A 12888-nucleotide genomic window follows, 5' to 3' on the forward strand; every position below is an offset into this window, starting at 1 on the left:
GGATTCGCCTAATCCGTTGCGGGCCTTGGAATTTGCGAACCAGCCGATCGTGGGACCGCGGTGACCCCCGAGCGGGCCATGTGCCGGGCACCGCCGCGTCCGCCGGAAGGCGCCCGGCGCCGGACCCGATGGCGAGTCGGGGGTCGGCTGTTCGCGAGATCTCCCGCAGCGCGCAGGGGTGACGAGGGAGCGTCCGGCAACAGTGCAGTGTCGAAACAGCGAGGCCCGCACCGTAATCCGGTGCGGGCCTAGTTGATTGCCGTACCTGGCTACCGCGGAGCCATGCGCAGGGCGCCGTCCATGCGGATGGTCTCGCCGTTGAGGTAGTCGTGCTCGGTGATGTACTGCGCCAGCTGCGCGTACTCGTCCGGGCGACCCAGGCGCGAGGGGAACGGCACGCCCGCCTCGAGGCCCTTGCGGTACTCCTCGGTGACACCGGCCAGCATCGGGGTGTCGATGATGCCGGGGGCGATGGTGTTGACCCGGATGCCGAACTGCGCCAGATCGCGCGCGGCCGGGATCGTCATGCCGGCGACGCCGCCCTTCGAGGCGGAGTAGGCGATCTGACCGATCTGGCCCTCGAAGGCCGCCACCGACGCGGTGTTGATGACGACGCCGCGCTGGCCGTACTCGTCCACGGCCTCGGTCTTGGAGATCGCGTCCGCCGCCAGGCGCATGACGTTGAAGCTGCCCAGCAGGTTCACCGTGATCACCGTGCGGAACAGTTCCAGATCGTGCGGGCCGTTCTTGGACAGAATGCGCCCGGCCCAGCCGACGCCGGCGCAGTTCACGACGATGCGCAGCGGCACGCCGGACTCGACGACGGTGGCGACCGCGGCCGCGACCTCGTCGCCGCTGGTCACATCGGTCGGGATCAGGGTCACGCCGGCGGGGACGTTGTCGCCGGCCCGCTCGATCGACTGCTGCAGGTCCAGGCCGAATACGGTCGCGCCCTGGTCGGCGAAGCGCTTGGCGGTCGCGGCGCCCAGGCCGGACGCAGCCCCGGTGATGATTGCGGCAGAGCCGGAAATCTCCACGGTGATTTGGTCCTCTCGTTTGTGACGGCCCTCGCTGGCCTTCCGTCAACACCGCACACTAATCGGCCGCCCCATGGCGGGCGTGCCCGGCGTCGTTCGTGCCGGATCGCGGCTGGGCGAGAATGGAGCAAATCCGCTCGCAAGCACCTGGAGCCGCACCCATGTCAGACCCGGCCGCCACCCTGCCGGACCCGGACGCCACCCTGCCCGACCCGGACGCCCCTAGGCGCCGGCTACCCCGGGGCCGGCACGGCCTGCCGCGGGAGACGGTCGTCGCCTCCCAGCGCGACCGCATCCTGAGCGCGATGGGGGCGGCGATGGCCGACAACGGGTACGTGGGCACGTCCGTCGCGGCGATCATCAAGCGCGCCGGGGTGTCCCGCGAGACGTTCTACGAGCAGTTCCGTTCCAAGGAGGACTGTTTCGAGGCGTCCTACGAGCGGGCGGTGGAACTGCTGCTCGCGCGGATCGTGGCGGCCACGCAGTCGCCGGACGCACCGGACGACCGTGAGGGGCGCATCGAGGCGATGCTGGGCGCGTATCTCGCCGGGCTGGCCGCCGAACCGGCCGATGCGCGCCTGTTTCTGATCGAGGTGTACGCGGTCGGCCCCGAGGCGATCGCCCGGCGCGCGCGGCTGCAGGAGTCCTTCGTGGCGATGGTCGCGGACATTCTCGACGCGCACACCGAGGAGCAGTTGTTCGCGTGTCAGACGCTGGTCGCCGCGCTGAGCGCGATGGTCACCGCCCGGGTTGCCGCGGGCGATATGGACGGACTGCGCGCATTGCGCGAACCGCTGCTGGGGCTGTTGCGGCGCAGCGGGGAGCTGTTCGGGTCGGCGGCGGGTGCGTCGGCCGCGCGTTGAGACTGGCCGGCGTACCTGGCCAATGCCGGTGCGCGGCTACCGTTACCGTCGGCTGTGCAGCGGTTGGGGATCGTCCTGCTTCGGGTCGGCCTGTGTGATCGGCTCCGGGCGACGGGCATCTGCCCGGCCGAGCCCCCACAGCGCAACGCCCGCGACGGCCGGGACGACCACTGCGAGCGCGCACTCCGGCAGCCGTCCCAGGTGCGGTGCCACCGCCGCCAGCAGCGTCGCCGCGCCGATGTACAGGAACAGCAGGCCCGAGCCGATCGCTATCGCCCGTTCGGGGATGTGCTTGCCCACCGCGATGCCCAGGACGATGGCCAGTGCGCCCGCCGCGACCATCCCGGCGACCGAACCGACCCAGACGGCCACCCAGTTCCGGTCCGAGGCCAGCGCGACGATAGCGAACATCGTCCGATCGCCGAGCTCGGCGAGCAGGAATGCCGAGAGCACCACCAGGAACGCCTTGGCGGGGGAGCGGCGCGCGGAATCGTCCTCGGCGAGCTCGGGATCCGGCTCCGGTGTGCGCGCGCCGCGCAGGGTCCACAGGCCGACCGCGAGCAGCACGACGGCGGTGATGACGGCGATCGCGGGGGTGGGCAGCGCGGCCCCGAGGAAGTGCCCGACGCCGACCGCGATCAGATTGACCGCCACGCTGGCGGCGGTGATGGCGGACAGCACGACCCACCACCGATAGCGCAGGGCAAAGGTCAGCGCCATCAGCTGGGATTTGTCCCCGAGCTCGGCGACGAATAGCACGCCGAAACTCAGCAATATCGTGGCGATCATGATTGCGCTCCCAGGTCTTCGGCCTGTCGGCCGCAGACGGGGATGCCTGTCGGCCGACAACGCATCCGAGAATTCGGTTGGTCTGCTATCGGCCGAAGGTCTCGCCCACCGGCGGCGCCGGGTGTGATGACCCGCCGTGGCACCGGTTCGCGCGGCCGGATCCGATGGGATCAGCATGTCGACCGCGCGATTGGGGGCTACTCCCCTTCGCTGCGAGCAAGCCTACCCTGAGGTGCCGCGCGATGCCAACCGGGCGTGGGCGAAATCGCAATGCGCACAATAAGTTTGGCGATCCAACCCGAAGATTTCGGGTACCCGTCACGCTTCGTGCGCATCGCCTTATGCGGCAATGAGCATCGCCAGCACCGCGGTGTCCGGGTCGCTGATCGGATCCACGCCGACCCGGCTGACCATCGAGGTCACCGTGCCGTCCAGCTCGGCCTCCACCCAGGCCGCGCGATGCTGCAGACCCAGGTGCGGCAGGCCCGGAAGCAGCACACAGCCCGAGGCGGCGCCGCTGCATTCGGGCAGCGAGGGCCGCGTTTCCGAGGGGGGATGCAGCATCATCAGCGCCGACGGCACATGCTGGGCAAACCGTCCCGGCTCGAGGGCTCGCTCGCCCAGGATCGGGCCCTCCGCCAGGACCAGGCCCACGGTGCCGGGTTCGGGATCGTCGGGCAGATCCTCGCGCGCGCCGAAGACCGTGGTCGTGGCCAGCAGTCCCGGCAGGCTGGCGACCCGCACGGCCAGGGCGAGCAGCTGCGCCCACTCCTTGGTGGTATCCGGCCACCGGCCCCCGATGAGGAACCCCCGCAGTGATCCGTGCGCCTGGAACGGCGTGACTCGAACCGGATCGTTGGTGTGCATCGTGGCCTCCCGAGTCGTACCGGGATGGCTGCCGAAATAGCGAGCCGTCCTGAAGTTGCGAGTACCCGAGAATGGCCCGGACAATGTCTGGCACACAAGTACCAGAGAGTGCTAAGTCGCTGGTAACCACGCTGAAACGGGAAGTGGGCCCCCGAACCTTCCGGCTCGGGGGCCCACTGGGTGCGTTGTTCACCGGCCTCGCGGCCGGGTGTGTCGCTGTAGCGGCGAAGCCGCCTCGCGATCAGCCGAAGACCAGGCCCTTGGCCTGCGAGGTCGCCCGCGCGAAGCGCTCCTGCACGTCAGCCCAGTTGACGACGTTCCAGAACGCCTTCACGTAGTCGGCCTTGACGTTCTTGTACTGCAGGTAGAACGCGTGCTCCCACATGTCGACCTGCAGCAGCGGGATGACGCCCAGCGGCACGTTGGCCTGCTGGTCGTACAGCTGGAAGGTCAGCAGCTTCTGGCCCAGCTGGTCGTAGCCCAGCACGGCCCAGCCCGAACCCTGCAGGCCGTTGGCGGCGGCGGTGAACTGCGCGCGGAACTTGTCGAACGAACCGAACTGGTCGTCGATCGCGGCGGCCAGCTCGCCGATCGGCTTGTCGCCGCCGTTCGGGGACAGGTTCTTCCACCAGATGGAGTGGTTGACGTGCCCACCCAGGTGGAACGCCAGGTTCTTCTCGTTCAGGAAGATCGCGCTGTGGTCGCCCGACTCCCGGGCGGCCTCGAGCTTCTCGAGCGCGGCGTTGGCGCCGGCCACGTAGGCGGCGTGGTGCTTGGAATGGTGGAGCTCGTTGATCTGCCCGGAGATATGCGGCTCCAGGGCGCCGTAGTCGTAATCCAGATCTGGCAGCGTGTACTCAGCCACGATGTCCCTTCCTCCTCTGTCAGGCCGTCTGCACCCAGTATTGCCGAGCGCACCCAACCATCATTCGTACACCCGCTCGTGTGCAACCGCGCTCAACGCCCCCAGAATTCCTGGTGAATGGTGGATCGCGCCGGGCTCGATCCCCGGCCCGAAAGAGAGTGCCGGTCCGGCGGGGAAGTCCGGCAGTAGCATCGGGATCATTTCCTGGTACGACGAAATCGTTGGGCGCCTTGGACTTCCGGAACCGACAATGGTCACCGCCGAGCAGGCCCTGCCGGGCCGGGCGGGCGCGATCGTGGTGCCGGGCAAGCACTTTCCCGCCCCGTCCGAGCCGTACCCGGTTGTGACCCCGCCCGGGTTCTTCTACGCCGAGGCCTACCACCAGCAGTATCTGGCCAAGAATCCCGGCGGCTACTGCCCGGTGCACGCAACGGGCGTGAGCTGCCCGGTAGGGCTGGGGCTCGGCTGGTCCCGCGCGGGACCAGCCGATCTCACATCGGAGGCGCGACGTCCGGGAGCATGGTGCGCGGGTCGCAGGCGTCGTGGGCCTTCCACCAGCGCCTGCCGCCCTCGACGAACTCCTGGGTAGGGATCTCGACCCCGTCGGGTGTGGTGATGGACACATCCTCGAACCAGATGCGCACATCGAGCTCGCGCGGATCGATGCCCTCCTGCTGCGAGAACTCCAGCAGATGCGTGCCCGGCCCGTCGCCGACGGAGGTGTCGAAGCTCAGCAGCTCGCGCCACAGCGCCCAGCCGCTGTCGTCGGCATCGACGAAATCCCAGCCGTGCAGGGAACCGCCGCCGAATCCGCTCACTGCCTCGTCGAGCGTCTCCAGGGTGAGCGGGAAGACCTGCGGCTCGGCATCGTCCCAGCGCTGCATGCGCAGCGAGGCGGCGATCCGGCTGACGTCGGTGAGCGTCAGGCTCACCCGGCGATCCGCTGGAGGCGGCCCGTCGGCCGGTAGTGTGAGCACCTCGAGTTCGAGTCGTACCCGGGCGGCCCCGGCGTCGGGCACGACGCCGAGGCATATGCCCTCGGCGAGTGCGGTGTTGAGTCCGGCCGTATCCAATCCGTCGAGTAACCCGCGGGTCGCGTCCATGGAACCAGGCTACCGATCCCCACGGACAAGTCAGGGATTTCGGTTTCTCGCCAGTGTTGTCGGTTTTTTTACGAAACGAGGGAACCGATCCGTCACCACCGCCGTCCAAGTACTTGTCGGGAGCTCGCCGCAGTCTCGGATACGTACCACGGCAAGCGGCGAGGTCCCGGCGCACAGCGGTGGGCGACCGCTCCGGGATGAGGAGGGGAGTTTCGGATCGGTCGCCCGCATGCTTCCTCGTCCCCTTCGCCGGATCCGGTCGGACCGACCGGTCTTCTACCCTCGACCTGTGGATGAGGTTGTGGATTATGTGGATAACTCGGCCCAGGATCTGCGCGTCAGGGGCTCCGACCGGGCATCCGAAGGATTCTCATCGCAGAAACAAACCGCGGGTTCGCGACCGGGTATGGCCGCTGACCGCCCGGCGGGGTCCGCCCACGCCATGGGGAAACTGTCCGTCCGTCCGGTGGTCGTGGCAGGATCGAAGCCGTGACGAGCCCCGAAGTCCCCTCGGTTCCGATCGATGCCGTACCTGCCGAATTCGATGCCGCCGGAACCCCGCAGGCGATGCTGCTCGATGTCCGCGAGGATGACGAGTGGCAGCTCGGCCACGCTCCCGGCGCGGTGCACATCCCGATGGAAGACATCCCGGCCCGCATCGAGGAACTGGACTACGACGCCGAAATCTACGTCGTCTGCCGGCAGGGCGGGCGATCGATACAGATCGTGCGGTATCTGACGCACGTCGGATTCGACGCGGTCAACGTGCTGGGTGGCATGGTGGCCTGGCAGCGGGCGGGCCGCCCGCTCGCCGCGGACGGCGACCACGAGGCGAAGATCTACTGATGAGAGGGGGAATCGCGCGGTGAGTACGGTCGTACAGCCCTGTGCCCGTTGCGGTTCGCGCTGGGCCGTGCAGGGCAAGCCGATGCACTGGTGCCCGCGCTGCCGCGGCGTGCTGCTGTCCCCGGCCCCGGTCGACGCCCCCGCACCCCGCCGCAACTATCGCTGGGTCGCCAGGCAGCCGGGCCGGGCGCGGGACGGACGCGGCGCGGCGCCGCGGTCGGTCGCGGCCGCCCGGCCGACACCGCAGTACACCCAGATTCCGCGATGGGGGCTGCGCGATGTCCCGCCGCAGCCGGTCCCGGTCCGGCGGCGCCGGCTGGCCGCGCTGACCGACCGCGTCGACGGACTGCTGCGGGCCACGATCGTGCTGTTCCTGGTGGCCGCGGCCGCCGAATTCGGGCGCTACCTGCTGCTGATGCTCAACCGCAGCCGGCTGATCGAGCCGGTCGTGGTCTACCTGTCCGACTGGTCCGTCTGGATCTTCGCCGCCGCGGCCCTGGTGCTGGCGCTGCTGAGCGCGGTCGCGCTGGTGGGCTGGCTGATCGAGGCCCGGCGCGGCGCCTATGCCCGGGAGGGGCAGCGCGATCCGCGGGGCCGGTGGACACTGCTGTGCGGTTGCGTCATCCCGGTGCTCAACCTGCTGTGGCCGGGTGTGTTCCTGACCGAACTGGCCCGTCGTACCGGCGATCCCCGCCTGCTGACCGCCGTGCGGATCTGGTGGTCGGCCTGGGTGCTGAATGGGGTCATGGTCACCGCCGCGCTGTTCTGGCACCTCGCCGGAACGCTGCAGGCCCAGGCCAACGGGGTAATTCTCACGGTGTACACCGAGTTGGTGGCCGCGGCGGTGGCGGTGTTGTCGGTGTGGGTGATTCGCCAGTGCGAGGGCCGCGATCTCCGCGGCCGCATCCGGGTGCCCAAGCGCTGGATCGCCACCGGCGGACCGGCCGCGCCGCTGATCGAGCCGGTCCATCCGGTCGTGGTCGTGGCCCCCGAACCCGCCGCCGAGGCCGCTCCCGCTACGCCTGACCGCGCGCCGGAACCGGAGGTCGTGCAGGATGTGCCCACGGAGGCCGAATCAGTCGCCGCCTCCGAGCACGAGGAGGTCATGGCGAAGTGAACCAGGGCAGTCGCGCGCCGTTCGTGGTCGCACACCGGGGCGCCTCGGCGGCGCTGCCGGAGCACACCCTCGCCGCCTATGAACTGGCCCTGCAGGAGGGCGCCGACGGCGTCGAATGCGATGTCCGGTTGACCCGCGACGGCCATCTGGTCTGCGTGCACGACCGCACGGTGGACCGCACCTCCTCGGGCACCGGGCTGGTCAGCGAGATGAGCCTGGACGAGCTGCGCGAGCTGGACTTCGGCGCCGAAGGCGCACCCGCGACGGTGCTGACCCTGAGCGAGCTCATCACGCTGGTGCTGGATTGGCGCACCCGCCCCACCAAGCTGTTCATCGAGACCAAGCATCCGGTGCGGTACGGCGCGCTGGTGGAGAACAAGGTGCTGGCCGAGCTGCAGCGGTTCGGCATCGCCACCCCGGCCTCTGCCGATCACTCGCGCGCGGTCGTGATGTCCTTCGCCGCGACGGCCGTATGGCGGATCCGCCGCGCCGCGCCGCTGCTGCCGACGGTGCTGCTGGGGGAGTCGTCCCGCTATCTCGGCGGCAGTGCCTCGACCACGGTCGGGGCGACCGCGGTCGGACCCTCGGTGCGGACCTTGCGGGAGCATCCGGATCTGGTGGACAAGGCGGCCGCGGCGGGCCGGGCCACGTACTGCTGGACGGTCGACGAGCCCGACGATGTGCGGCTGTGCGCGGATCTGGGCGTCAGCTGGATCGCCACCAACCACCCCGGTCGCACCAAGGCGCTGCTCGCAACCGTCTGACCTGTCACGTGGTCCATCGTTTGCTGGCGCCTTCGGGCCGTGAGAACGGCGTGTAGCGAGTCAGTGGATGTGTCAGCCGTCGGCCGAGCGCACGATCCGGGCGATGATCTTCTCCGATCCGCCTGCGCCGACCAGGATCGGCGCGCGCGGCCGCTGCACCGGATTCGGCCGTGCCCGGCTCGCGGCGAATCGGACGTATTTGCCCTCGTAGGCAGGCCGTCGGTCGGAATCCGGTTCGAGAATCCGCGCAACCGGTTGTTGTTGCGGAGTTGCCGATCCAGCGGGGCCTCGCACGACAGTGGGCCGCACCCGATCGGTGCGGCCCACCTGTGCTGACCCCAATAGTTCAGCGCGCCAGTACGGTTCAGCGCGCCAGTACGTGGTGGTCGCCGAAGTGGATGATCGCCAGATTGGCGGCCACCACGATCGGGAATGCGACCGCCATGATCCGGTGGTCGAGCTGCCACAGTGCCAGGCTCGCCGCGCCGAAGACCAGGATCTTGGTGGCGACCGCGAGCGCCGGAATCCCGTAGGTGGCCTCGGGGGCGGCGAACAGTCCCCACAGCACGGCCGCGACGACCGGAATGCCCACGGCCAGTGCGATTTTCATTGCGGTTCCCTCGCCGGTTCGGGCGCCCCACCACGCAAGGGCGCCGAGTGCGGCCAGCTCCATGCCGAAGGCGAATGCGAGGTTGGCGGTTCCCCAGATCGAGGTGTTCATGTCGCGCTCCTGAGATTAGTGCTCTCTGTTGAGATCAGTGTTCACTGTTGCGATCCGGATGTCAAGAGCAGTGCTCACTGGATGTTGGGGTTTTTTACGGAGATGTCGCGGGGATACCGAACAGGTTGACCCTGTAGGTTCTGCGTTCGTGGGTAAGAGCAAGCGCAACAGTCCCAAGCCCGACAGCAATCGGGCCCAGCGTCTCGCCGAGCGGCGAGCGGCGCAGGAGCAGGCGAGTCAGGTCGTGGTGCGGCCGTTCGCCGGGCTGGCCGCCGAATGCGATCTGGTCGCACTGCGGGAGTTCGTGCCGTCCGCGACCGCGACGCTGAAGCTGGCGCCGCAGATCTCCGCGCAGCGTCCGGTCACGCTGGCGACGGTGCTACCCGGTGCGGTCGCCGCGCTGGTCCGCGCCGCGGCCGAGCCGATGGGATTCGTCGGCGCCCAGGTGCAGTTCCAGTCCGACAATCCGGCCGCCGACCTGGCCGCCGCGATCGCCTGGACGCAGACCGGCGAGCCGGGCCAGTCGCTGAACAGTGCGGCCGAGGCGAGCGTGGACGCTTCGGTGCTGGCCGAGGTCCTCGACCCCGGCACCGCACTGGATCTGACCGTGCACCAGGACTTCAACTGGTGGGTGCCCGAGGGCGTGCAGCCCGATCCGCAGGTCGCCGCGACCATCGAGCAGGCCAATCAGGCGATCATGCCGTCGGATCGGCTGCAGCTGGGCGCGAATTCGATCGGTGCGGCCTGGTGGGTGGATGCCGGCGAGAAGGCGCACCTGCGCTGGGTCCGTCCGGAGGACGAGGACGCGTTGATGCTGGCGCTGGCGCGGCTGCACGCCGACGGCGGCCTGCACCTGGGCGAGGGATCCCGGTTCGCCGGGTCGTTCCGGACCCACGGGCTGCTGGTGCCGGTCTTCGACCTGGACCGCGAGCAGCACGCCAGCGAATGGACCAACCCGGCCATCGAATTCGGCGAGCGGCTGTCGCAGGCGCTGGCCTCCGATGCGCCGCTGACCTCGGCCGAACGGCGCTCCCGCGACGGGCTGCGGTCGCGTCAGGTCACGCTGCGGTAGTTGCCCATCCGATGGGAAGGGCCCGGGTTCGGTTGGAGCTGGGCTCTTCTCGCTACGGCAGCCACGACACGTGCCCGTGCAGTGCGGTGTAGCCGATGTACGCGACGCTGTCGATCGTGGCGTGCGCGAGGATCAGCGGCCACAGCCGGGTGGTGCGCTGCCAGAACTTGCCGAACACCAGGCCCATCACCAGATTGCCGAGGCCGCCGCCCAGGCCCTGATAGAGGTGGTAGCTGCCCCGCAGCAGGGCCGATGCCAGCAGTGACCGATGCTCCGACCAGCCCAGCGAACGCAGCCGGGTGATCAGATAGGCGACCACGAGAACTTCCTCGGCGACCGCGTTCGCCACGGCCGACAGGACCAGAACCGGCAGCCGCCACCAGTGTTCGGCCAGGGAGCTCGGCACGATGGTGACGCTCACGCCCAGCGCATGGGCCGCCAGGTAGAGGCCCAGCCCCGGTAGCCCGATCACCGCCGCGAGCGCCAGCCCGGGAAGGACGTCGCGGCGCAACCGAATTCGCGCCAACCCGATCAGGCGCGGTCCGGATCCGCTGCGCCACAGCAGATACAGCCCGAGCGCGCCCCAGCCCAGCAGCCGCAGCACGCTCAGCAGCTGGAACACCAGATCGATCGTCGACTGCGCGGCCCGGGACGGGTTCAGCGCAACCGACTGCCCACCAATCCCGCCGGGTGAGAGCGCACTCTCCAGCAGCGACAGTGCCGCACTGGCCCCGCTCAACCCGAACGTCACGACCAGCACAATCAGAACTTCCAGCCGCACCGCCCGCCGCTCCCGATCGGAGGCGGGCGCGGGCCACACGGGCGCGGAATCAGCAGCCGAAACCATGGTGCAAATGTAATGTCCGCGATCGATCGGCAGGACAGGGCGATGGCCGGTGGTGCACTCTCAGTGGCGGCGCATGCCGTAGCGGAACGGGCATCCGGCCAAGATGCGGACCGCGCGGCTGAGGGACTCGACGTCCTCGACGGGGGCCTCGAACGGGAGGCGGACGTCGTGATCGCCGTCCGGGGTTTCGATGCGCAGGCTGACGCCGTAGCGGTCGATGGCGAGCGGGTGAATTGCCCCGCCGCGCAGGCGGATCGGCAGGTGGCGTGCCAGCTGGGCGACGACGTCGGCGTGGTCGGCGTCCATGTGCTCCAGCCATGCCGCCTCGAGCTCCCAGAACGGATCGGGTCGCGCGGCTCGCAGATCCGCGTGGCAGACCGATTCCGCACCGGTCGAATCCGCCAGCACCGCGGAGTTGATCATCAGCCGCAACAGTGTGGTGGTGTGCCCGACATCCAGCAGCGCCGGATGGGGATGTTCGCCCGCGACGGCGGAGGCCAGCACGCGCTGGGTTCCGGCGGGCACCGCGCGAACCCGTCCCCGCAGCCAGACCAGCGTCCGCACCGGCTCGCGCAGCGGCAGTGGCGTGCGGTCGGTGAGCTCGAGGACGGCCTGGATGCCGCACTCGCCGCCGAGGGCTGTCGAGGCGACGGCGGGGGAATCCGCGGGCACCGCGATCACCGCATCGCCGCACTGTCGCAGGTGATGGACCGCGACGGGGGCCGGATCGATACCGGGCAGGGCCAGCATCGCCTGGTCGGCGTGTGCGCAGGCATTGCGGATCCGTTCGGCGGCGGACGGCGCGGATGTCGGATTCGTGCGGCGCATGCGTTACCTCCAGAGCTGTTCCGGACCATGATGAGTCGATTAGGTAAACCTAAGCTAAGTGACGCCGGTGGGTTGTGCAACCGTTCGGCTCGCTACGGTGAAAATGTGCCGCACGATTCCTCCCCCTCCGAACCGGTTCTGGTGCCACTGACCATGCCCGCCGCGGCACGAGCCAGCCTGGTCGACGGCCTGGTCCGACCGGTCTCCGCCGACATGGGACCGGTGCTCGACGCCGATGCCCCGGATGCCCGGGTCATCGAATTCCTGGTCGCCGCCGCGCATTCCGCGGGTGGATTCGTCGCCCGCACCGCATCCGGCACCCGCGCACTGGGCTTGATCGCCGCAACGGTCGCCGCCCTCTGCGGCGAGGACATCGGCCGCGCCCTGACCCACCCCGACCTGGATTTCCTCCGCGGCCTCAAATCCCCCGCCGTCGAAGCCCTGCGCAGCGTCCTGCTCGCCATCGAGACCGACGCCGTCGAAACCGTCTCCGCCACAGTGGAAGTGCTCACACCCTGCTGATCCCGCGTCGTTGCTCCGCTGCCGTGTCGAATCGGCCGCGTGGATTCGACCCGTCGCTGAGCCCTGCTGCATGTTTCGTCGCGTGTGCGTTTCCTATTCGGGCCGCCCTGGCGCCCTGAGGCGCCCACGCTGGTCGCAGGTGCACCCAGCCGACGATCTTGGATGTTGTGCTGTGCGCTACCGGCACATTGGAGGTGCTAACGCCCGGCTAATCGCCCGTCCCCGCTCTGCTGTGGTGCCGTGGGGCGCTGGGTTGGGTTGATCGGTCGGCGCTGAGTCTGCTTGCTGGTGTCGACCGGGGCCCAGCCGCCGGGCCCGGATGCGCTGAACACTTCGGCACATTGGATGTGCTTGCGCCGGCTGATCGCGCCTTCCCGCGGCTGCGATGCCCTGGGGCGCCGGGCTGAGATGATCGGCCTGCATCGGCTCTGCCTCATGCGGGCTTCGGCCCAATGCCTACACGCTGGTTGCAGCTGTGCTCAGCCGACGGTTCTGGATGCTGCGCCTGTCGCTGACCGGCGCGTGTATGCGGATGCTGGATTGGGCTCGAGCCTATTTCGTGCGTTCGCAATTCTGGTCGCCGGTCGCAGCACTGGGTTGGGCTGACACGTGAACAGCGCCGCGCGTTCATGGTCGGTTGGGTGGAT

The 12888-nt window shown here is 69.4% G+C and carries 15 protein-coding genes and 1 pseudogene; 7 read left to right on the plus strand and 9 right to left on the minus strand.

All coding sequences use genetic code 11. The annotated features are described in order from the left end of the window. Positions 1-269: 269 nt before the first annotated feature. Positions 270-1037: an SDR family NAD(P)-dependent oxidoreductase gene (locus KO481_RS01295; protein ID WP_215915069.1), complete on the minus strand. Its 768-nt coding sequence runs from the start codon at positions 1035-1037 to the stop codon at positions 270-272. Between the two features lie 161 nt (positions 1038-1198). Here KO481_RS01295 and KO481_RS01300 point away from each other — a divergent pair, with 161 nt between their 5' ends. After that, positions 1199-1900: a TetR/AcrR family transcriptional regulator gene (locus KO481_RS01300; protein ID WP_215915070.1), complete on the plus strand. Its 702-nt coding sequence runs from the start codon at positions 1199-1201 to the stop codon at positions 1898-1900. 42 nt (positions 1901-1942) lie between these two features. Here the strand turns inward: KO481_RS01300 and KO481_RS01305 are convergent, their stop codons facing one another. The 3 genes from KO481_RS01305 to KO481_RS01315 all read right to left on the minus strand — a co-directional run bounded on the left by KO481_RS01305 (position 1943) and on the right by KO481_RS01315 (position 4421). After that, entirely contained in the window at positions 1943-2689 is a 747-nt protein-coding gene (locus tag KO481_RS01305) for a TMEM165/GDT1 family protein (protein WP_215915071.1), read from the minus strand. Positions 2690-3028: 339 nt separating this feature from the next. Continuing rightward, positions 3029-3556 carry a peptidase gene (locus tag KO481_RS01310; RefSeq protein ID WP_215915072.1) on the minus strand — a complete coding sequence of 176 codons (528 nt, stop codon included), beginning with the start codon at positions 3554-3556 and terminating at the stop codon, positions 3029-3031. A gap of 241 nt (positions 3557-3797) precedes the next feature. Further along, positions 3798-4421 (minus strand): superoxide dismutase, encoded by a 624-nt coding sequence (locus KO481_RS01315; RefSeq protein ID WP_215915073.1) that lies wholly within the window; start codon positions 4419-4421, stop codon positions 3798-3800. A gap of 358 nt (positions 4422-4779) precedes the next feature. Between KO481_RS01315 and KO481_RS01320 the strand changes: the two are divergent. After that, a pseudogene (locus tag KO481_RS01320) lies at positions 4780-4881 on the plus strand (peptide-methionine (S)-S-oxide reductase); the annotation flags it as partial. 31 nt (positions 4882-4912) lie between these two features. Here the strand turns inward: KO481_RS01320 and KO481_RS01325 are convergent. Continuing rightward, the gene (locus KO481_RS01325; protein WP_215915074.1) at positions 4913-5524 is read right to left on the minus strand and encodes a hypothetical protein; all 612 of its coding nucleotides are present in this window, start codon (positions 5522-5524) and stop codon (positions 4913-4915) included. A 489-nt stretch (positions 5525-6013) separates the two neighbouring features. Between KO481_RS01325 and KO481_RS01330 the strand changes: the two genes are divergently transcribed. Genes KO481_RS01330 through KO481_RS01340 form a run of 3 tightly spaced genes read left to right on the plus strand, consistent with a single transcriptional unit; the run spans position 6014 to position 8251 of the window. Beyond that, positions 6014-6370: a rhodanese-like domain-containing protein gene (locus KO481_RS01330; RefSeq protein WP_215915075.1), complete on the plus strand. Its 357-nt coding sequence runs from the start codon at positions 6014-6016 to the stop codon at positions 6368-6370. Positions 6371-6389: 19 nt separating this feature from the next. Next, a complete protein-coding gene (locus KO481_RS44245) occupies positions 6390-7487 on the plus strand; it encodes a DUF4328 domain-containing protein (protein ID WP_308166211.1) in 1098 nt (365 codons plus the stop codon). Beyond that, on the plus strand, positions 7484-8251 hold the full coding sequence (locus KO481_RS01340; RefSeq protein WP_215915076.1) for a glycerophosphodiester phosphodiesterase: 768 nt from the start codon (positions 7484-7486) through the stop codon (positions 8249-8251). The genes KO481_RS44245 and KO481_RS01340 overlap by 4 nt, the downstream gene beginning before the upstream one ends. Positions 8252-8323: 72 nt before the next feature. Here KO481_RS01340 and KO481_RS01345 read toward each other — a convergent pair whose 3' ends face one another. Both KO481_RS01345 and KO481_RS01350 read right to left on the minus strand, forming a co-directional pair. Beyond that, positions 8324-8578, minus strand: a complete 255-nt coding sequence (locus tag KO481_RS01345) for a hypothetical protein (RefSeq protein WP_215915077.1) — start codon at positions 8576-8578, stop codon at positions 8324-8326. 37 nt (positions 8579-8615) lie between these two features. Further along, the gene (locus KO481_RS01350; RefSeq protein WP_215915078.1) at positions 8616-8972 is read right to left on the minus strand and encodes a YrdB family protein; all 357 of its coding nucleotides are present in this window, start codon (positions 8970-8972) and stop codon (positions 8616-8618) included. Positions 8973-9120: 148 nt separating this feature from the next. Between KO481_RS01350 and KO481_RS01355 the strand changes: the two genes are divergently transcribed. After that, the gene (locus KO481_RS01355) at positions 9121-10044 is read left to right on the plus strand and encodes a DUF5926 family protein (RefSeq protein ID WP_215915079.1); all 924 of its coding nucleotides are present in this window, start codon (positions 9121-9123) and stop codon (positions 10042-10044) included. 52 nt (positions 10045-10096) lie between these two features. Here the strand turns inward: KO481_RS01355 and KO481_RS01360 are convergent, their stop codons facing one another. Both KO481_RS01360 and KO481_RS01365 read right to left on the minus strand, forming a co-directional pair. Further along, positions 10097-10891, minus strand: a complete 795-nt coding sequence (locus KO481_RS01360; protein ID WP_215915080.1) for a CPBP family intramembrane glutamic endopeptidase — start codon at positions 10889-10891, stop codon at positions 10097-10099. 60 nt (positions 10892-10951) lie between these two features. Beyond that, positions 10952-11719 (minus strand): DUF2470 domain-containing protein, encoded by a 768-nt coding sequence (locus tag KO481_RS01365; RefSeq protein WP_215915081.1) that lies wholly within the window; start codon positions 11717-11719, stop codon positions 10952-10954. 105 nt (positions 11720-11824) lie between these two features. Between KO481_RS01365 and KO481_RS01370 the strand changes: the two genes are divergently transcribed. Beyond that, entirely contained in the window at positions 11825-12241 is a 417-nt protein-coding gene (locus tag KO481_RS01370; RefSeq protein ID WP_215915082.1) for a hypothetical protein, read from the plus strand. Positions 12242-12888: the final 647 nt, after the last annotated feature.

The organism is Nocardia albiluteola (assembly GCF_018860155.1).
Lineage (GTDB): Bacteria > Actinomycetota > Actinomycetes > Mycobacteriales > Mycobacteriaceae > Nocardia > Nocardia albiluteola.